We start from the raw sequence: 18530 nt of genomic DNA, 5'->3' as shown, positions 1-18530 counted from the left end.
TGTTTTTGCAGATGCTGCTGCAAGAACTTTGTTTTTGCTAAAAAAAGAACCACCTGGATGTGTGGGACTACAAAAGATGTGAAGGGAGGAAAAATACAATGCCTACAATTAATCAATTAGTGCGCAAGCCTCGTCAATCTGTAGAGGAAACGTCAAAATCCCCTGCATTGAACAAAGGCTATAACAGTTTCAAAAAAGCTCAAACCAACGTATCTTCTCCACAAAAACGCGGTGTTTGCACCCGTGTTGGGACGATGACTCCAAAGAAACCAAACTCAGCGCTTCGTAAATATGCTCGTGTGCGCTTGACTAACGGTATCGAGGTAACAGCTTATATCCCAGGTATCGGCCATAACCTGCAAGAACACAGTGTTGTTCTTATCCGTGGCGGCCGTGTAAAAGACTTACCGGGTGTACGTTACCACATCGTGCGTGGCGCTCTTGATACAGCTGGTGTTAACAACCGTATGCAAAGCCGTTCCAAGTATGGAACGAAGCGTCCTAAACCTGCTAAAAAATAAACGTGAACACTAAATAGAAGATTTTCTGAAAGGAGGAAAAAACATGCCTCGTAAAGGTCCTGTTGCAAAAAGAGACGTATTGCCAGATCCGCTTTACAATTCAAAGCTAGTAACTCGTCTGATCAACAAAATGATGATCGACGGTAAAAGAGGTACATCCCAAGCAATTCTTTACAATGCATTCGATATCATTCGCGAACGCACTGGTAAAGAACCTATGGAAGTGTTCGATGCTGCACTAAAGAACATAATGCCTGTTCTTGAAGTAAGAGCACGCCGTGTTGGTGGTGCAAACTACCAAGTACCAGTAGAGGTGCGCCCTGATCGCCGCACAACTCTTGGTCTTCGCTGGCTAGTAAACTATTCCCGCCTTCGTGGTGAGAAAACGATGGAACAGCGTCTTGCTGCTGAAATCATGGATGCAGCCAACAATACTGGCTCATCTGTCAAGAAGCGCGAAGACACTCACAAAATGGCAGAAGCCAACAAAGCATTCGCCCACTACCGCTGGTAGGATGAAAGGCGAAAGCGCCTTGAACAGCCACGAAGAGCGTTGGATGGCCTTGAAGGGGAAGTCGAAGTTTGACTTCCGCAGAGGGGCCGAAACGACTCGAGGGGCTAGGCGCTGCAGCTGGACAATGAAAGGCGAAAGCAACCGTTTAGCGGCGTAAGGCCTTAAAAACGGTGTTCTTCTCAAGTAAGACAAGCTATTATAATGCCTGAGCCGGGTTCTCCCGGCTTTACGGGCAACCGTGGTACATAGCTGCCGACGGATCTTTTATATACTCTCAAACAAGGAAGGAGAAAGACCCAATGGCAAGAGAGTTCTCCTTAGAAAATACTCGTAATATCGGGATTATGGCCCATATCGATGCGGGTAAAACAACCACCACTGAACGCGTACTGTATTATACCGGGCGTATTCACAAACTTGGTGAAACTCACGAAGGTGCATCTCAGATGGACTGGATGGAGCAGGAGCAGGAGCGAGGTATTACAATTACTTCCGCTGCTACAACTGCACAATGGAAAGGCCATCGCGTAAACATTATTGACACACCGGGACACGTAGACTTTACAGTTGAAGTTGAGCGTTCCCTCCGTGTACTCGATGGTGCAGTTGCTGTGCTGGATGCTCAGTCAGGCGTTGAACCGCAAACTGAAACAGTATGGCGCCAGGCAACTACTTATGGAGTACCACGTATCGTATTCGTAAACAAAATGGATAAGATCGGTGCAGACTTCCTTTATTCAGTTGGCACATTACATGACCGCTTGCAGGCGAATGCCCATGCAATTCAGCTTCCGATTGGTTCTGAAGATCAATTCAGCGGCATTATCGATCTTGTTGAAATGAAGGCAAGATTCTATGGTAATGACCTTGGGACAGAAATCACTGATGGTGATATTCCTGAAGAATACATGGAACTAGCTGAGGAATACCGTGAAAAGTTAATTGAAGCGGTAGCTGAACTTGATGAAGAACTGATGGAAAAATACCTTGGCGGTGAGGAGCTGACGATTGAAGAAATCAAAGCTGCAATCCGTAAAGGTACCCTTAATGTAGAATTCTACCCAGTTGTCTGTGGATCTGCATTTAAAAATAAAGGTGTTCAATTAATGCTTGATGCTGTAATTGACTATCTTCCATCTCCGCTGGATGTTCCGGCAATCAAAGGTACTCTTCCTGATACTGATGAAGAAGTCGAACGCCATTCAGATGATGAAGAGCCGTTCTCAGCACTAGCGTTTAAGGTTATGACCGACCCTTACGTGGGTAAACTTACATTCTTCCGTGTTTACTCAGGAACACTCGAATCTGGATCCTATGTCCAGAATTCGACGAAAGGGAAGCGCGAACGTATCGGCCGTATCCTTCAAATGCACGCGAATCACCGCCAGGAAATTTCAAAGGTTTACTCCGGTGATATAGCAGCTGCTGTTGGGTTGAAAGATACAACTACAGGGGACACTCTGTGCGACGATAAGAGCCCTGTTATTCTTGAATCTATGCAGTTCCCTGAGCCAGTAATCCAGTTATCTGTTGAGCCTAAATCAAAAGCTGACCAAGATAAAATGGGCCAAGCGCTTCAAAAGCTTCAGGAAGAGGATCCAACCTTCCGTGCTTATACTGACCAGGAAACTGGCCAAACAATTATCGCCGGTATGGGTGAACTTCACCTGGATATCCTCGTTGACCGTATGCGCCGTGAATTTAAGGTAGAAGCAAATGTGGGTGCACCACAGGTTGCCTACCGCGAAACTTTCCGTCAATCTGCACAGGTTGAAGGTAAATTCGCCCGCCAATCTGGTGGTCGTGGTCAATACGGACATGTTTGGATTGAATTCTCTCCAAACGAGGAAGGAAAAGGCTTCGAATTTGAAAATGGCATCGTCGGTGGTGTTGTTCCTCGTGAATACATCCCTGCTGTTCAAGCTGGTCTTGTAGATGCTCTTGATCGTGGTGTTCTTGCAGGCTACCCGCTTGTAGACATTAAAGCACGTCTATTCGATGGTTCTTACCACGATGTTGACTCCTCGGAAATGGCGTTTAAAATCGCTGCTTCCATGGCTCTTAAGAACGCTGCGTCAAAGTGTGCGCCAGTCATTCTTGAGCCAGTCATGAGGGTTGAAGTTGTTATTCCTGAAGAATACATGGGTGATATCATGGGTATGCTTACAGCTCGTCGCGGACGGGTTGAAGGTATGGAAGCCCGCGGAAACGCTCAAGTAGTTAAAGCGATGGTTCCACTTTCGGAAATGTTTGGTTATGCAACTTCCCTTCGTTCTGCAACGCAAGGACGTGGAGTATTCTCGATGCACTTTGATCATTACGAAGAAGTTCCTAAATCTGTTTCCGAAGAAATCATCAAAAAAAATAAAGGTGAATAATTGATTTTCATCTTTCAATCAAGTATAACTACTATGTAAGCATAGGCTGGGAATCCTGTATTCCCAGCCGCTCAAAATACTTAAATCTTTTAAAATTAAAGGAGGAAATTCCTAATGGGTAAAGCTAAATTCGACCGTTCCAAGCCACACGTTAATATCGGTACAATAGGTCACGTTGACCATGGTAAAACTACTTTGACTGCTGCAATCACTACTGTGCTTTCTAAAGCTGGCGGTGGAGAAGCGCGCGGTTATGACCAAATTGACGCTGCTCCAGAAGAAAAAGAGCGTGGTATCACAATCTCAACTTCCCACGTTGAGTATGAAACTGCTAACCGACACTATGCACACGTTGACTGCCCAGGTCACGCTGACTACGTTAAAAACATGATCACTGGTGCAGCTCAAATGGACGGCGGTATCCTTGTAGTATCTGCTGCTGACGGTCCAATGCCACAAACTCGTGAGCACATCCTTCTTTCCCGTCAGGTAGGCGTTCCTTACCTTGTTGTATTCATGAACAAGTGTGACATGGTTGACGACGAAGAACTTCTTGAGCTAGTTGAAATGGAAATCCGTGACCTTCTTAGCGAATACGATTTCCCTGGCGATGACACTCCAGTTATCAAAGGTTCTGCTCTTAAAGCTCTTGAAGGCGATGCAGCTTGGGAAGAAAAAATCATTGAACTTATGGATGCGGTTGACGCTTATATCCCAACTCCAACTCGTGACACTGAAAAGCCATTCATGATGCCTGTTGAGGACGTATTCTCCATCACTGGCCGTGGTACTGTTGCAACTGGCCGTGTAGAACGCGGACAAGTTAAAGTCGGTGACGTTGTTGAAATCGTTGGTTTCACTGAAGAACCAAAATCTACTACTGTAACAGGTGTAGAAATGTTCCGTAAGCTACTTGACTATGCAGAAGCTGGTGACAACATCGGGGCACTTCTTCGTGGTGTAGCACGTGAAGAAATCGAGCGTGGACAAGTTTTGGCGAAGCCAAAATCCATCACTCCACATACAAAGTTCAAAGCGGAAGTTTACGTTTTGTCTAAAGAAGAAGGTGGACGCCATACTCCATTCTTCTCAAACTACCGTCCACAATTCTATTTCCGTACTTCTGACATTACAGGTATCTGTAACCTTCCAGAAGGCGTAGAAATGGTTATGCCTGGCGACAACATTGAAATGACAGTTGAGCTTATCGCTCCAGTTGCGATCGAAGAAGGAACTAAGTTCTCTATTCGTGAAGGTGGACGTACAGTAGGCGCTGGCGTTGTTGCTTCTATCCAAGAATAATTAAATTTGTTTTAAAAACAGGCGGGTGACGATCCGCCTGTTTTTTATTTGTCTAATAAACCAACTCGAAAGTCGAGTTTCTTCTATATAGTAGGCATTATTTTTATGGAATTCGAGATGGAAGAAAGAGGATATATGGATCTGGATCTCATTATGAATAAAACATTGCATTCTATCTGTTGTGCCGCTATAATAGTAAAAGTGTGCGAAACATAAAAAACCTTAAAATCATATTGATTTTGGGCGCTAATTTATGTATAATAGACAATGTTGGTCTTTGACTGCGATGATGTGAGAGGTTGCTGACACACCCGGCCGCTTTGCCATGGCGAGTGTGCTTAGGAGATTTTCACGGAGAATGTCTATTTTGAAAATAGGCGAAAAGGAGGGAAAAATAATGGCAAAACAAAAAATTCGTATCCGTTTAAAGGCGTATGATCACAGGATTCTGGATCAGTCAGCTGAAAAAATTGTTGAGACAGCCAAGCGTTCCGGAGCAGCAGTATCTGGTCCAATTCCGCTTCCAACTGAGAAGGCTGTCTACACGATCCTTCGTGCGGTGCATAAGTACAAGGATTCTCGTGAGCAATTCGAGATGCGTACACACAAGCGTCTTATCGACATTGTGAACCCAACTCCACAAACAGTTGATTCGCTGATGCGTTTAGACCTGCCATCCGGCGTTGACATTGAAATCAAACTTTAATACAAAAATACATTATTTATTTATCAGGAGGTGTGACGAATGACCAAAGGAATCTTAGGAAGAAAGATTGGTATGACTCAAGTATTTGCTGAAAACGGCAACCTAATCCCTGTAACTGTAATCCAGGCTGCTGGAAACGTTGTGCTTCAAAAGAAGACTGCAGAAAGCGATGGCTATGAAGCGGTCCAAATCGGTTTTGAAGACAAACGCGATAAAGTTTCCAATAAGCCTGAAAAGGGACATGCCGCAAAGGCTAATACTGCTCCTAAGCGCTTCGTTCGCGAGTTCCGCGGAGTAGACTTGGCAGCATTTGAAGTTGGTCAGGAAGTCAAAGTTGATATATTTGCAGAAGGCGACATCGTGGATGTAACCGGAGTATCTAAAGGTAAAGGATTCCAAGGCTCAATTAAACGCCATGGACAATCCCGCGGACCTATGACTCATGGTTCCCGTTACCACCGCCGCCCAGGCTCCATGGGACCTGTTGCCCCTAACCGCGTATTTAAAGGCAAGGCATTGCCAGGCCGTATGGGTGGGGAAGTTGTAACTGTCCAAAACCTTGAAATTGTAAAGGTTGATACAGACCGCAATCTGCTTCTTGTTAAAGGCAACGTGCCTGGACCAAGAAAATCACTAGTTAAAATCAAAACCGCGATTAAAGCATAGAGACTTCGTTAGAAAGGAGGAACAAACGAATGCCTAAAGTAGCATTATTTAACCAAAACGGTTCACAAGTTGGTGAAATCGAACTTAATGATACAGTGTTCGGCATTGAGCCTAACCAGCATGTTCTTTTTGAAGCAGTGCTGATGCAAAGGTCTTCACTTCGCCAAGGAACACACAAAACTAAAATCCGTTCTGAAGTGGCTGGCGGCGGACGCAAGCCGTGGAGACAAAAAGGAACAGGCCGTGCGCGCCAAGGATCAATCCGCTCACCACAATGGAGAGGCGGCGGCACAGTATTCGGTCCAGTACCTCGGAGCTACAGCTATAAGCTGCCTAGAAAAGTACGCCGTCTAGCAATTAAATCTGCGTTATCCTCAAAAGTTCTTGAAGAAAATGTATTGGTTCTTGAAAGCCTGGCTTTCGATGCTCCGAAAACAAAAGAATTCAAGAGTGTCCTTAAAGGACTTTCTGTTGAAAAGAAGGCACTTGTTGTAACAGCTGACCTCGATGAAAATGTAGCATTGTCTGCAAGGAATCTTCCTGGCGTTACAGTAGTAACTGCCAACGGCATAAATGTCTTAGATGTCCTTAATCACGACAAGCTGATTATCACCAAAGCTGCTGTTGAAAAAGTAGAGGAGGTGCTTGCATAATGGATGCACGCGATGTCATTAAGCGCCCCGTTATCACCGAACGTTCTACAGATTTAATGGCTGAAAAGAAGTATACGTTCGAAGTGGACGTTAGAGCCAACAAGACTCAAGTTAAAGATGCTATCGAGTCAATCTTTGGTGTTGATGTTGAAAAAGTAAACATCATGAACTATAAAGGCAAATTCAAGCGTATGGGCAAGTTCGGCGGTTACACAAACAAACGCCGTAAGGCCATCGTTAAATTGACTGCTGATAGTAAAGAAATCGAAATTTTTGAATCCTAGAATATAACTAGAAGAGGAGGGAAATCAAATGGCGATTAAAAAGTACAAACCTACCTCTAATGGTCGTCGCGGCATGACTGTTTCTGATTTTGCTGAAATCACAACGAGCACTCCGGAGAAGTCTTTGTTAGCTCCGGTTACAAGAAAAGGCGGCCGTAACAACCAGGGTAAGTTGACTGTTCGTCATCAAGGTGGCGGCCATAAGCGTCAATACCGTCTAATCGACTTTAAACGCGATAAAGATGGCATTCCAGGACGCGTTGCTACTATCGAATACGATCCAAACCGTTCAGCAAACATTGCTTTGATTAACTATGTGGATGGAGAAAAGCGTTACATTCTTGCTCCTAAAAATCTTAAGGTCGGCATGGAAATCATGTCTGGCACTGAAGCAGACATTAAAATAGGAAACGCACTTCCACTTGCCAACATCCCTGTTGGTACAGTTGTTCACAACATTGAACTAAAGCCTGGAAAAGGCGGGCAATTAGTCCGTTCGGCTGGAACTTCAGCACAAGTTCTTGGTAAAGAAGGCAAATACGTTCTTGTTCGTTTGAACTCTGGTGAAGTACGCATGATCCTTGCTACTTGCCGCGCGAGTGTTGGCCAGGTAGGCAATGAACAACATGAGCTTATTAACATTGGTAAAGCAGGACGTTCACGCTGGTTAGGCAAACGCCCAACTGTCCGTGGTTCTGTTATGAACCCGAATGATCACCCGCACGGTGGTGGTGAAGGACGTACTCCAATCGGACGTAAATCACCTATGTCACCATGGGGCAAGCCTACACTTGGCCGTAAAACTCGCAAGAAAAAGAATAAGTCTGACAAATTCATTGTACGACGCCGCAAAAAATAACGTGATTGAACTACGGTTCGAATACAGAACCGTAGAACGGTCTCGAAGGGAGGTACCCACATGGGTCGCAGTTTGAAAAAAGGGCCTTTTGTTGATGAGCATCTAATGAAAAAGGTGGAAAGCCTTGGTGCAGACAGCAAACAGGTAGTGAAGACATGGTCACGCCGTTCTACTATTTTCCCACAATTCATCGGCCATACAATCGCTGTATATGATGGACGCAAACATGTACCAGTTTACGTGACCGAGGATATGGTAGGCCACAAGCTTGGAGAATTCGCTCCAACTCGTGCTTATAAAGGTCATGCCGCTGACGATAAGAAAACCAGACGTTAATGAGAGGAGGGCATCCTAATGCAAGCAAAAGCTGTTGCTAGAACAGTTCGTATTGCTCCTCGTAAAGCTCGTTTAGTCGTAGATTTAATTCGAGGTAAGCAAGTTGGTGAAGCTGTAGCGATTCTGAATTTGACTCCGAAAGCTGCTTCCCCAATCGTAGAAAAAGTTTTGAAATCTGCTATGGCAAATGCAGAACACAATTATGAAATGGACGTTAATAACCTTGTTGTTGAACAGGCTTTCGTTGACGAAGGTCCAACTCTGAAGCGTTTCCGTCCACGTGCACAAGGCCGTGCAAGTGCGATTAATAAACGCACTAGCCACATCACAATCGTTCTATCAGAAAAGAAGGAGGGATAATTAGTGGGTCAAAAGGTAAATCCAGTCGGCATGCGTATTGGTATTATCCGTGATTGGGAATCAAAATGGTACGCAGGCAAAGACTTTGCTGATCTTCTTCATGAAGATATTAAAGTTCGTGAATATATCCAGAAGCGCCTAAAAGACGCATCTGTATCTAAAGTGGAAATCGAACGCGCTGCTAACCGTGTTAACGTTACTGTTCACACTGCTAAGCCAGGTATGGTAATCGGTAAAGGCGGTACAGAAGTTGAAGCGCTCCGAAAAGCGTTAAACCAACTTACAGGCAAAAGGGTCCACATCAATATCCTTGAAATTAAGAAAGCAGACATCGATGCTAAGCTTGTTGCTGAAAACATCGCTCGTCAACTTGAAAATCGGGTATCTTTCCGCCGTGCTCAGAAGCAAGTTATCCAACGCGCTATGCGTGCAGGTGCAAAAGGTATCAAAACCATGGTATCCGGCCGTCTTGGCGGTGCAGATATCGCTCGTTCTGAACATTACAGCGAAGGAACTGTTCCCCTTCATACACTTCGTGCAGATATTGACTATGCTACTGCCGAAGCAGATACAACTTACGGCAAACTTGGCGTAAAAGTTTGGATCTACAAGGGTGAAGTCCTTCCAACGAAGAAGAAATCCGAGGAAGGAGGCAAATAAACATGTTATTGCCTAAACGTGTAAAATACCGCCGTCAACACCGTGGAAAAATGCGCGGTCAAGCAAAAGGTGGAACTGAAGTAACTTTTGGTGAATACGGCCTCCAGGCTGTTGAAGCCTCTTGGATCACAAACCGTCAAATTGAATCTGCCCGTATTGCGATGACTCGTTATATGAAACGTGGCGGTAAAGTATGGATTAAGATTTTCCCACACAAGCCATACACTGCAAAGCCACTTGAAGTACGTATGGGTTCCGGTAAAGGTTCTCCTGAGGGCTGGGTCGCTGTTGTAAAGCCTGGCAAGATTATGTTTGAAGTTGCCGGTGTACCTGAAGAGATTGCTCGTGAGGCTCTCCGCCTTGCCGCCCACAAACTGCCAGTTAAATGCAAGTTTGTAAAACGAGAAGAAATTGGTGGTGAATCAAATGAAAGCTAATGAACTTCGTGACCTTACCACTGCCGAACTTGAGCAAAAAGTCAAATCATTAAAAGAAGAACTTTTCAACCTTCGCTTTCAATTGGCGACTGGACAGCTTGAAAACACTGCCCGTATCAGGGAAGTGCGCAAGTCCATCGCGCGCATGAAAACTGTTGTCCGCGAAAGGGAAATCGGCGTTAACAATCGATAATTGAGAGGAGGTCCGCCTAATGAGCGAACGCAACCAACGCAAAGTTTACACCGGACGCGTTGTGTCTGACAAAATGGATAAAACCGTTACTGTTCTTGTCGAAACACACAAAAAGCATCCTCTTTACGGTAAACGCGTTAAATACTCTAAGAAATTCAAGGCTCATGATGAGCAAAACCAAGCAAAAATCGGTGACGTAGTACGCATTATGGAAACTCGCCCGCTTTCAGCTACAAAACGCTTCCGCCTTGTAGAAGTCGTTGAAAAAGCAGTTATTATCTAATTGTTCGGATAAGCTTTCATCCGAAGGGAGGTTACACGAATGATCCAACAAGAATCACGTTTAAAAGTTGCTGACAACTCTGGTGCTCGTGAAGTACTGACAATTAAAGTCCTTGGAGGTTCCGGCCGCAAGACTGCAGGTATCGGCGATGTGATCGTCTGCACAGTCAAACAAGCAACACCAGGTGGCGTTGTTAAAAAAGGCGATATCGTTAAAGCGGTAATCGTACGGACTAAGAGTGGCGCACGCCGTCCAGACGGTACTTACATTAAGTTTGATGAAAACGCATGTGTAATTATCCGCGATGACAAGAGTCCACGAGGAACTCGTATATTTGGACCTGTTGCACGCGAACTGCGCGACAGCAACTTTATGAAAATCATTTCACTTGCTCCAGAAGTACTTTAATTAGTACTTGACATAACACAAACTCAAATGCCTTTAAGGAGGTGCGCACAGATGCACGTAAAAAAAGGTGACAAAGTAATGGTCATCTCTGGCAAGGATAAGGGCAAGACAGGAACAATCCTTGAAGCTTATCCGAAGCAAAACCGCGTTTTGGTTGAAGGTGTGAACATTGTTAAAAAACACTCAAAACCTTCCCAGGCCAATCCGCAAGGTGGCATCAATAGCCAGGAAGCACCTGTCCATGTATCGAACGTAATGCCTGTTGACAAATCCGGCAAACCAAGCCGTGTTGGACATAAAGTTGTTGACGGCAAAAAGGTACGCGTTACAAAATCCGGTGAAGTATTAGATAAGTAGTCCATTGAGAAAGGAGGTACTATAGATGAACCGCCTAAAGGAAAAGTATGTAAAAGAAATTACTCCTGCTCTCGTGAGCAAGTTTAACTATAAATCTGTTATGCAGGTTCCAAAAGTAGAAAAAATCGTTGTAAATATGGGTGTTGGCGATGCAGTAGCGAATGCAAAAGCCCTAGACAATGCTGTTGAAGAACTTACTACGATCACTGGCCAAAAGCCTGTTGTGACACGTGCGAAGAAGTCTATCGCCGGTTTCCGCCTTCGTGAAGGCATGCCTATCGGCGCAAAGGTAACTCTTCGCGGTGAACGTATGTATGAATTCCTAGACAAATTAATTTCAGTCTCTCTTCCGAGGGTTCGTGACTTCCGCGGGATTTCCAAGAAAGCATTCGACGGCCGCGGCAACTACACCCTTGGTGTGAAAGAACAATTGATCTTCCCTGAAATTGATTACGATAAAGTTAGCAAAGTCCGTGGTATGGATATCGTTATCGTAACGACAGCCAACACTGATGAAGAAGCACGTGAGCTATTAACTCAGTTTGGAATGCCATTCCAAAAGTAATCTAAAAATAAGGGAGGCGAAAACGTGGCTAAAAAGTCAATGATTGCGAAGCAAAAGCGCACGCCTAAATACAAGGTGCAAGAGTATACCCGCTGCGAACGCTGCGGCCGTCCACACTCTGTTTACCGCAAATTTAAGCTTTGCCGTATTTGTTTCCGTGAATTAGCATACAAAGGCCAGATTCCTGGTGTTAAAAAAGCAAGCTGGTAAACCCCAAGTCTGGGAAGGAGGTAAAATTAATGGTAATGACAGATCCAATTGCAGATATGCTTACCCGCATCCGTAACGCGAACATGGTTCGCCATGAGAAGCTGGAAGTACCTGCTTCCAATATCAAAAAAGAAATTGCTGAAATCCTTAAGCGTGAAGGTTTCGTCCGTGATGTTGAACTAATTGACGATAATAAGCAAGGCATCATCCGAATCTTCCTTAAATACGGTGCTAACAACGAACGTGTAATAACCGGCCTTAAGAGGATCTCTAAGCCTGGTCTTCGTGTTTATGCTAAGTCCAACGAAGTGCCGCGCGTATTGAACGGCCTTGGCATCGCACTTGTTTCTACATCTCAAGGTGTCATCACTGATAAAGAAGCTCGTGCTAAGCAAGTTGGCGGAGAAGTTCTAGCATACGTCTGGTAATAATGTTTTGAATGAATGGAGGTGCACTAAATGTCACGTATAGGTAAAAAACCAATCGAAATTCCTGCTGGAGTTACGGTTACTCTTGATAAGAACACAGTTACAGTAAAAGGGCCTAAGGGCGAATTGACCCGTACTTTCAATCCTGAGATCGGAATCGAGGTTGAGGGCAATACTGTAACAGTTACACGCCCTTCCGATGTGAAAGAGATTCGTGCTTTGCACGGTACAACTCGTGCGCTTATCTCTAACATGGTAGAAGGTGTATCAACTGGCTTCCAAAGGAATCTGGAACTAATTGGTGTTGGTTACCGTGCTTCCAAGCAAGGCAACAAGCTTGTGTTAAACGTCGGTTATTCCCACCCAGTTGAAATCGAACCTGAAGCTGGACTTGAAATCGAAGTTCCTGCAAATACAAAAATTAGTATTAAAGGCTATGATAAGGAACGTGTAGGCGCACTTGCAGCAAACATCCGTGGCGTCCGTCCTCCAGAGCCTTACAAAGGCAAAGGGATTCGCTATGAAGGCGAAGTTGTCCGCCGCAAAGAAGGCAAAAAAGGTAAGTAATGCCGCATAGTAATACGAAAGGAGTGACGTAAATGATTACGAAGCTTGATAAAAACGCGAGCCGTAAGAAGAGGCATGCACGTGTCCGTTCCAAGCTTACCGGAACTGCAGCCCGTCCACGTTTGAATGTGTTTCGTTCCAATAAGCACATGTATGCTCAGTTAATCGACGATGTGAACGGAGTTACTCTTGCAAGTGCTTCGACTATCGAAAAAGATTTCGGTCTTGAATCTACCAATAATATTGAAGCTGCGCAAAAGGTCGGCGAATTACTAGCTAAACGCGCAGTTGAAAAAGGTATCAGTTCCGTTGTTTTTGACCGCGGAGGATATCTATATCATGGCCGAATCCAGGCTCTCGCTGATGCGGCTCGTGAAAACGGCCTGCAATTTTAATAGACAAAGGAGGGACACATAAAAATGCGTCGCATTGACCCAAACAAACTAGAACTTGAAGAACGCGTAGTTACCATCAACCGTGTAGCAAAGGTTGTTAAAGGTGGACGCCGCTTCCGTTTTACTGCACTTGTTGTAGTTGGTGACAAGAATGGCCATGTAGGCTTTGGAACAGGAAAAGCACAGGAAGTTCCTGATGCCATTCGCAAGGCTGTAGAAGATGCCAAGAAAAACTTGATTTCAGTGCCAATGGTTGGAACGACTTTGCCTCATGAGGTAATCGGCCGTTTTGGAGCTGGTGAAGTACTTTTGAAACCAGCTTATGAAGGTACAGGTGTTATCGCTGGCGGACCTGTCCGTGCAGTACTTGAACTTGCAGGTGTCGGAGACATTCTATCCAAATCCCTTGGAACAAACACTCCAATCAACATGGTTCGCGCAACACTCGATGGCCTAAAGCAGCTTAAGAGTGCTGAACATGTAGCTAAATTGCGCGGAAAATCAGTAGAAGAACTGTTAGGTTAAGGGAGGGAAATAAAATGGCTAACAAATTGCAAATTACCCTCACTAAAAGCGTAATTGGTCGTCCGCAGGACCAGCGCGAAACAGTTAAGGCTCTCGGATTGCGAAAAGTGAACCAAACAGTTGAGCAGCAAGACAATGCCGCTATCCGTGGTATGATTAACAAGGTTGCTCACCTTGTAACGGTTAAAGAACAATAAATGATTTCTTTTCTTTCATAAGGAGGTGCCCAAATGAAACTTCATGAATTACAGCCTGCAGAAGGTTCCCGTAAAGAACGTAAGCGACTAGGCCGTGGTATCGGTTCTGGCCAAGGTAAAACTGCCGGTAAAGGTCATAAAGGCCAAAAAGCTCGTTCCGGTGGTGGGGTGCGTGTTGGTTTCGAAGGTGGTCAAACACCTTTATTCCGCCGTTTGCCTAAGCGCGGTTTTACTAACATTAATCGCAAGGAATACGCTATCGTGAACCTTGATGCCCTGAACAGCTTTGAAGATGGTACAGAAGTTACTCCAGAACTTCTTATTGAAGCTGGCCTTGTTAAAAGCGAAAAAGCAGGAATTAAAATTCTTGCAAAAGGGAACGTTGAGAAAAAATTGACTGTGAAAGCTCATAAATTTTCCTCTGCTGCCAAGGAAGCAATCGAAGCTGCTGGTGGAAACACTGAGGTGATCTAATGTTCCGGACAATCTCCAATTTTATGCGCGTGGCTGAAATAAGGAATAAAATCCTATTCACCCTATTAATGCTATTGATATTTCGTATCGGAACGTTCATTCCGGTACCGAATGTCAATGCCGATATCCTAGCAGCCCAGGATCAGTTTAGCGTATTTGGAGTTCTGAATACGTTTGGCGGGGGCGCGCTGCAAAACTTCTCCATTCTTGCTATGGGGATTATGCCTTACATTACTGCATCAATCATCATTCAACTATTACAGATGGATGTTGTCCCGAAGTTTACTGAATGGGCAAAACAGGGGGATGTTGGCAGGCGCAAGCTAGCACAGTTCACCCGTTATTTCACTATCGTGCTTGGATTTATCCAGGCATTAGGTATGTCGTACGGTTTTAACAATATGACTCAAAGCCAGTTGATTGTTGATCCGGATATCCCAACCTACTTGTTGATTGCAACTGTATTGACAGCAGGAACAGCTTTCTTGATGTGGCTTGGCGAACAGATTACTGCAAAAGGAGTCGGAAATGGTATTTCAATTATCATCTTTGCTGGTATTGCAGCGGGAATTCCGACAACTGTTAACCAGATTTACATTCAGCAGTTCCAAAATGCAGGCGATAAATTGTTCATTAACATCCTGATTGTCATCCTGTTGCTTTTGGCTGTAGTCGCTATTGTCGTTGGAGTTATCTTTGTCCAGCAAGCAACAAGGAAAATTCCGATCCAATATGCAAAGCGAATGACAGCTGGCCGTACTCCTGTAGGCGGACAGTCAACACATATGCCGCTAAAAGTAAATGCTGCAGGGGTTATTCCGGTCATCTTTGCAGTTTCCTTTATTATCACACCAAGGACCATTGCATCGTTTTTTCCTACAAATGATGTAACGCTGTGGATCCAGCGGGTATTTGATTATACACATCCTGTTGGAATGATTATGTATGCAGCATTGATTATCGCGTTTACGTATTTCTATGCGTTTATTCAGGTAAATCCAGAACAGGCAGCTGAAAACCTGCAGAAGCAGAGCGGCTATATACCTGGGATACGCCCTGGTAAACCAACACAGGAATACTTCACTCGCGTTTTGTATCGACTCACATTTGTTGGTGCAATATTCCTTGCTGTCATAGCGATACTTCCAATCATCTTTATTCAAGTTGCCAACTTGCCTCAGTCTGCGCAAATTGGTGGAACCAGTTTGTTAATCGTAGTTGGTGTTGCACTTGAAACAATGAAGCAATTGGAAGCTCAATTAGTAAAACGCCATTATAAAGGCTTTATCAAGTAAACTTGGTTTTGGGGACGTCTGTTCCCTGAAACCACTTAATCCCTAAGGGGGTAATTACGTGAACTTAGTATTAATGGGCCTTCCTGGTGCGGGCAAAGGCACTCAGGCGGAAAAAATAGTAGAGCGCTACAACATTCCTCATATCTCAACTGGAGATATGTTCCGTGCAGCGATGAAAGAAGGCACGGAGCTTGGTTTGAAAGCGAAGGCTTATATGGATGAAGGGGCGTTAGTCCCAGACGAAGTAACGATTGGCATTGTACGTGAACGCTTAAGCAAAGATGATTGCAACAACGGTTTCCTGCTTGATGGTTTTCCAAGGACTGTACCTCAGGCAGAAGCACTTGAGGGCATTCTTTCAGAATTAAGCAAAAAAATTGATTATGTCCTTAACATAGTAGTGGACAAATCGATTTTGATGGAAAGGCTGACTGGACGCCGTATTTGCAAATCCTGCGGGGCAACGTATCATCTTGTTTTCAATCCCCCTAAAAAAGAGGGAGTCTGTGACCGCTGTGGAGGCGAGCTTTATCAAAGGGCTGATGATAATGCTGAAACAGTTCAAAACAGGCTTAACGTAAATTTAGCTCAATCGAAGCCGCTGCTTGATTTTTATTCCGAAAAAGGTTACCTGCGCAATATCGATGGCCAGCGTGAAATCTCAGAAGTTTTTGCTGACATTGAATCATTGCTTGGGGGCAATCGCTAATGATCATCTGCAAGACACCGCGTGAAATTGATATAATGCGGAGGGCGGGCAGAATTGTGGCACTAGCCCATGAGGAGCTTAAGAAACATATTGCACCTGGGATAACCACAAAAGAACTGGACCGCATTGCAGAAGAAGTGATCTGTAAGCATGACGCAACTCCTTCCTTTAAAGGCTACAATGGTTTCACCGGAAGTATTTGTGCTTCAGTGAATGAAGAGCTTGTACATGGTATACCGGGCGGCCGTGTTTTAAAAGAAGGGGATATTATCAGCATTGACATTGGAGCCAAGTACAATGGCTATCATGGTGACTCAGCCTGGACGTATCCTGTCGGTGAAATAGACGAGGAAACCAGTCGTCTATTGCATGTTACAGAACAGTCGCTATATAAAGGACTGGAAGAGGCAAAGCCAGGCGAGCGTCTTTCAACTATCTCGCATGCGATTCAGGTGTATGTGGAGGAAAACGGTTTTTCCATTGTACGCGAGTATGTTGGGCATGGAGTAGGGCAAGACTTACATGAGGACCCTCAAGTCCCACATTATGGTCCTCCCAACAAAGGTCCACGGCTCAGGCCTGGAATGGTGCTGGCAATTGAACCGATGGTGAATGCGGGCAGCCGGTATGTGAAAACACTGGCTGATGAATGGACGGTTGTAACAGTAGATGGCAAAAACTGCGCCCATTTTGAACACACAGTTGCAATTACAGAGGAAGGCTTTGAAATCCTCACAATCCTGTGATGATTTTAAATAACTCCTGGTTAATTGTACTATTAAGAAGGACGCGGCGGGAGCCATTATGGTATAATCAAAAAGTTGGTTGATGAGCAATTAGTTCTGGTGGCTGATGGTAAGACGCGATAGAATGATTGCCCGAATAATCTTTTCTCAGGCATCTCCAACTACTGGACCGCATAGCTCCAGACGTTTATACAGTATCAGGGAAGAGGCAGCGGCACAATTGGAGAGCTGCGCTTCGCCATAATGAAGTTTTCAAACGAACGCCTGTCCGATCTAGAGAAGGGAGACGAATTCGATGGCTAAAGATGATGTAATTGAAATTGAAGGCAAAGTAACTGAAACTTTGCCGAACGCCATGTTTAAGGTAGAATTAGAAAATGGCCATACTGTGCTTGCTCATGTTTCAGGCAAAATCCGTATGCATTTCATCCGAATTCTGCCTGGCGATAAAGTGACAGTGGAGCTGTCTCCATACGACTTAACACGCGGCAGGATTACCTACCGCTTTAAATAAGCCGATTGCACTCCGAACTGCTAAGGAGGTTAGGATAATGAAAGTAAGACCATCTGTAAAACCGATCTGCGAAAAGTGCAAAGTTATCCGCAGACGCGGAAGAGTAATGGTTATTTGTGAAAACCCTAAACACAAACAAAAACAAGGTTAATAAAGAAGGAGGTGCTCTAAATTTATGGCACGTATTGCTGGTGTAGATATTCCTCGTGAAAAACGTGTAGTTATCTCATTAACTTACATTTATGGTATTGGTAAAAATACAGCTCAAAAAGTTCTTGCTGAAGCAGGTGTTTCTGAGAACACTCGTGTTCGTGATCTGACTGAAGATGAACTGAACAAAATCCGTGACATCATTGACAGGCTAAAAGTAGAAGGTGATCTTCGCCGTGAAGTATCGCTTAACATCAAGCGCCTGATGGAAATCGGAAGCTACCGTGGTATTCGCCACCGTCGTGGCCTGCCTGTTCGCGGCCAAAACACCAAGAACAATGCACGTACACGCAAAGGTCCACGTAAGACTGTAGCGAACAAGAAGAAATAATCAGTAAAGGAGGTACTTACAAATGGCACGTAAAACTAATACTCGCAAACGCCGTGTGAGAAAGAATATTGAAGCAGGTATTGCACATATTCGTTCAACTTTTAACAATACAATCGTAACCATCACTGACGTTCATGGTAATGCAATTTCTTGGTCTAGTGCAGGTGCGCTTGGATTCAAGGGCTCCCGTAAATCCACTCCATATGCTGCACAGATGGCTGCTGAAACTGCTGCTAAAACATCAATGGAACATGGATTGAAAACTCTTGAAGTAACTGTAAAAGGCCCTGGTGCAGGACGTGAAGCTGCGATTCGTGCTCTTCAGGCTGCTGGTCTTGAAGTTACTGCAATTAAAGACGTTACTCCGGTTCCTCACAATGGTTGCCGTCCGCCAAAACGCCGCCGTGTTTAATTTTTCTGTATAGAAATTGTATCCATGTCTATAAT

The 18530-nt window shown here is 44.6% G+C and carries 32 protein-coding genes; all 32 read left to right on the top strand.

Features of this window, described 5'->3' with window-relative positions:
• Positions 1-98: 98 nt before the first annotated feature.
• The 32 genes from rpsL to rpsK all read left to right on the top strand — a co-directional run bounded on the left by rpsL (position 99) and on the right by rpsK (position 18495).
• On the top strand, positions 99-521 hold the full coding sequence (rpsL, locus tag A8F94_RS24345; RefSeq protein WP_066207141.1) for a 30S ribosomal protein S12: 423 nt from the start codon (positions 99-101) through the stop codon (positions 519-521).
• A gap of 43 nt (positions 522-564) precedes the next feature.
• Positions 565-1035, top strand: a complete 471-nt coding sequence (gene rpsG, locus A8F94_RS24340; protein ID WP_066207138.1) for a 30S ribosomal protein S7 — start codon at positions 565-567, stop codon at positions 1033-1035.
• A gap of 299 nt (positions 1036-1334) precedes the next feature.
• The gene (gene fusA / locus A8F94_RS24335) at positions 1335-3413 is read left to right on the top strand and encodes an elongation factor G (RefSeq protein WP_066207137.1); all 2079 of its coding nucleotides are present in this window, start codon (positions 1335-1337) and stop codon (positions 3411-3413) included.
• 114 nt (positions 3414-3527) lie between these two features.
• Positions 3528-4715: an elongation factor Tu gene (gene tuf / locus A8F94_RS24330; RefSeq protein ID WP_066207136.1), complete on the top strand. Its 1188-nt coding sequence runs from the start codon at positions 3528-3530 to the stop codon at positions 4713-4715.
• Positions 4716-5112: 397 nt separating this feature from the next.
• Positions 5113-5421 (top strand): 30S ribosomal protein S10, encoded by a 309-nt coding sequence (gene rpsJ, locus A8F94_RS24325; protein WP_048823008.1) that lies wholly within the window; start codon positions 5113-5115, stop codon positions 5419-5421.
• A 39-nt stretch (positions 5422-5460) separates the two neighbouring features.
• Positions 5461-6087, top strand: a complete 627-nt coding sequence (gene rplC, locus A8F94_RS24320; RefSeq protein WP_066207133.1) for a 50S ribosomal protein L3 — start codon at positions 5461-5463, stop codon at positions 6085-6087.
• A gap of 29 nt (positions 6088-6116) precedes the next feature.
• The gene (gene rplD, locus A8F94_RS24315; protein ID WP_066207127.1) at positions 6117-6740 is read left to right on the top strand and encodes a 50S ribosomal protein L4; all 624 of its coding nucleotides are present in this window, start codon (positions 6117-6119) and stop codon (positions 6738-6740) included.
• Positions 6737-7024, top strand: coding sequence for a 50S ribosomal protein L23 (gene rplW / locus A8F94_RS24310; protein WP_175384516.1), 288 nt, complete (start codon positions 6737-6739; stop codon positions 7022-7024). Before rplD ends, rplW begins: the two co-directional genes overlap by 4 nt.
• Before the next feature lie 28 nt (positions 7025-7052).
• On the top strand, positions 7053-7883 hold the full coding sequence (gene rplB, locus A8F94_RS24305) for a 50S ribosomal protein L2 (protein ID WP_066207122.1): 831 nt from the start codon (positions 7053-7055) through the stop codon (positions 7881-7883).
• Positions 7884-7943: 60 nt separating this feature from the next.
• Complete coding sequence (gene rpsS / locus A8F94_RS24300; RefSeq protein ID WP_066207117.1) at positions 7944-8219, top strand: 30S ribosomal protein S19; 276 nt, start codon at positions 7944-7946, stop codon at positions 8217-8219.
• Positions 8220-8237: 18 nt separating this feature from the next.
• Positions 8238-8579, top strand: a complete 342-nt coding sequence (gene rplV, locus A8F94_RS24295) for a 50S ribosomal protein L22 (protein ID WP_066207115.1) — start codon at positions 8238-8240, stop codon at positions 8577-8579.
• A 3-nt stretch (positions 8580-8582) separates the two neighbouring features.
• Positions 8583-9239, top strand: a complete 657-nt coding sequence (gene rpsC / locus A8F94_RS24290; RefSeq protein WP_066207113.1) for a 30S ribosomal protein S3 — start codon at positions 8583-8585, stop codon at positions 9237-9239.
• Positions 9240-9241: 2 nt separating this feature from the next.
• On the top strand, positions 9242-9676 hold the full coding sequence (gene rplP / locus A8F94_RS24285) for a 50S ribosomal protein L16 (RefSeq protein ID WP_066207110.1): 435 nt from the start codon (positions 9242-9244) through the stop codon (positions 9674-9676).
• Positions 9666-9869: a 50S ribosomal protein L29 gene (gene rpmC, locus A8F94_RS24280; RefSeq protein WP_043931561.1), complete on the top strand. Its 204-nt coding sequence runs from the start codon at positions 9666-9668 to the stop codon at positions 9867-9869. Before rplP ends, rpmC begins: the two co-directional genes overlap by 11 nt.
• A gap of 19 nt (positions 9870-9888) precedes the next feature.
• Positions 9889-10152, top strand: coding sequence for a 30S ribosomal protein S17 (gene rpsQ / locus A8F94_RS24275; protein ID WP_066207109.1), 264 nt, complete (start codon positions 9889-9891; stop codon positions 10150-10152).
• Between the two features lie 39 nt (positions 10153-10191).
• Positions 10192-10560 carry a 50S ribosomal protein L14 gene (gene rplN / locus A8F94_RS24270; protein WP_066207108.1) on the top strand — a complete coding sequence of 123 codons (369 nt, stop codon included), beginning with the start codon at positions 10192-10194 and terminating at the stop codon, positions 10558-10560.
• A 51-nt stretch (positions 10561-10611) separates the two neighbouring features.
• Positions 10612-10917 carry a 50S ribosomal protein L24 gene (rplX, locus tag A8F94_RS24265; protein ID WP_066207107.1) on the top strand — a complete coding sequence of 102 codons (306 nt, stop codon included), beginning with the start codon at positions 10612-10614 and terminating at the stop codon, positions 10915-10917.
• Between the two features lie 25 nt (positions 10918-10942).
• On the top strand, positions 10943-11482 hold the full coding sequence (gene rplE, locus A8F94_RS24260; RefSeq protein ID WP_066207105.1) for a 50S ribosomal protein L5: 540 nt from the start codon (positions 10943-10945) through the stop codon (positions 11480-11482).
• A gap of 24 nt (positions 11483-11506) precedes the next feature.
• Positions 11507-11692 (top strand): 30S ribosomal protein S14, encoded by a 186-nt coding sequence (rpsN, locus tag A8F94_RS24255; RefSeq protein WP_009499044.1) that lies wholly within the window; start codon positions 11507-11509, stop codon positions 11690-11692.
• 29 nt (positions 11693-11721) lie between these two features.
• Positions 11722-12120 carry a 30S ribosomal protein S8 gene (gene rpsH / locus A8F94_RS24250; protein ID WP_066207104.1) on the top strand — a complete coding sequence of 133 codons (399 nt, stop codon included), beginning with the start codon at positions 11722-11724 and terminating at the stop codon, positions 12118-12120.
• A 30-nt stretch (positions 12121-12150) separates the two neighbouring features.
• A complete protein-coding gene (gene rplF, locus A8F94_RS24245) occupies positions 12151-12687 on the top strand; it encodes a 50S ribosomal protein L6 (protein ID WP_066207103.1) in 537 nt (178 codons plus the stop codon).
• 32 nt (positions 12688-12719) lie between these two features.
• Positions 12720-13082 (top strand): 50S ribosomal protein L18, encoded by a 363-nt coding sequence (gene rplR, locus A8F94_RS24240; protein ID WP_066207099.1) that lies wholly within the window; start codon positions 12720-12722, stop codon positions 13080-13082.
• Positions 13083-13106: 24 nt separating this feature from the next.
• Positions 13107-13607 carry a 30S ribosomal protein S5 gene (rpsE, locus tag A8F94_RS24235; protein WP_066207096.1) on the top strand — a complete coding sequence of 167 codons (501 nt, stop codon included), beginning with the start codon at positions 13107-13109 and terminating at the stop codon, positions 13605-13607.
• A 14-nt stretch (positions 13608-13621) separates the two neighbouring features.
• Positions 13622-13804, top strand: a complete 183-nt coding sequence (rpmD, locus tag A8F94_RS24230; RefSeq protein ID WP_043931550.1) for a 50S ribosomal protein L30 — start codon at positions 13622-13624, stop codon at positions 13802-13804.
• A 33-nt stretch (positions 13805-13837) separates the two neighbouring features.
• Entirely contained in the window at positions 13838-14278 is a 441-nt protein-coding gene (gene rplO / locus A8F94_RS24225) for a 50S ribosomal protein L15 (protein ID WP_066207093.1), read from the top strand.
• Positions 14278-15573, top strand: coding sequence for a preprotein translocase subunit SecY (gene secY / locus A8F94_RS24220; protein WP_066207090.1), 1296 nt, complete (start codon positions 14278-14280; stop codon positions 15571-15573). The genes rplO and secY overlap by 1 nt, the downstream gene beginning before the upstream one ends.
• A gap of 58 nt (positions 15574-15631) precedes the next feature.
• Positions 15632-16282, top strand: a complete 651-nt coding sequence (locus A8F94_RS24215; protein WP_066207087.1) for an adenylate kinase — start codon at positions 15632-15634, stop codon at positions 16280-16282.
• Positions 16282-17028: a type I methionyl aminopeptidase gene (gene map / locus A8F94_RS24210; protein ID WP_066207084.1), complete on the top strand. Its 747-nt coding sequence runs from the start codon at positions 16282-16284 to the stop codon at positions 17026-17028. The genes A8F94_RS24215 and map overlap by 1 nt, the downstream gene beginning before the upstream one ends.
• A gap of 295 nt (positions 17029-17323) precedes the next feature.
• Complete coding sequence (gene infA / locus A8F94_RS24205) at positions 17324-17542, top strand: translation initiation factor IF-1 (protein WP_026693344.1); 219 nt, start codon at positions 17324-17326, stop codon at positions 17540-17542.
• A 37-nt stretch (positions 17543-17579) separates the two neighbouring features.
• Positions 17580-17693 carry a 50S ribosomal protein L36 gene (rpmJ, locus tag A8F94_RS24200; protein ID WP_066207081.1) on the top strand — a complete coding sequence of 38 codons (114 nt, stop codon included), beginning with the start codon at positions 17580-17582 and terminating at the stop codon, positions 17691-17693.
• A 24-nt stretch (positions 17694-17717) separates the two neighbouring features.
• Positions 17718-18083, top strand: a complete 366-nt coding sequence (gene rpsM, locus A8F94_RS24195; protein ID WP_066207078.1) for a 30S ribosomal protein S13 — start codon at positions 17718-17720, stop codon at positions 18081-18083.
• 22 nt (positions 18084-18105) lie between these two features.
• Complete coding sequence (rpsK, locus tag A8F94_RS24190; RefSeq protein ID WP_043931544.1) at positions 18106-18495, top strand: 30S ribosomal protein S11; 390 nt, start codon at positions 18106-18108, stop codon at positions 18493-18495.
• Positions 18496-18530: the final 35 nt, after the last annotated feature.

Source organism: Bacillus sp. FJAT-27225, from assembly GCF_001685025.1.
Taxonomy (GTDB): Bacteria; Bacillota; Bacilli; order Bacillales; family Cytobacillaceae; genus Bacillus_D.
This window is presented reverse-complemented; position numbering and strand designations above follow the sequence as displayed.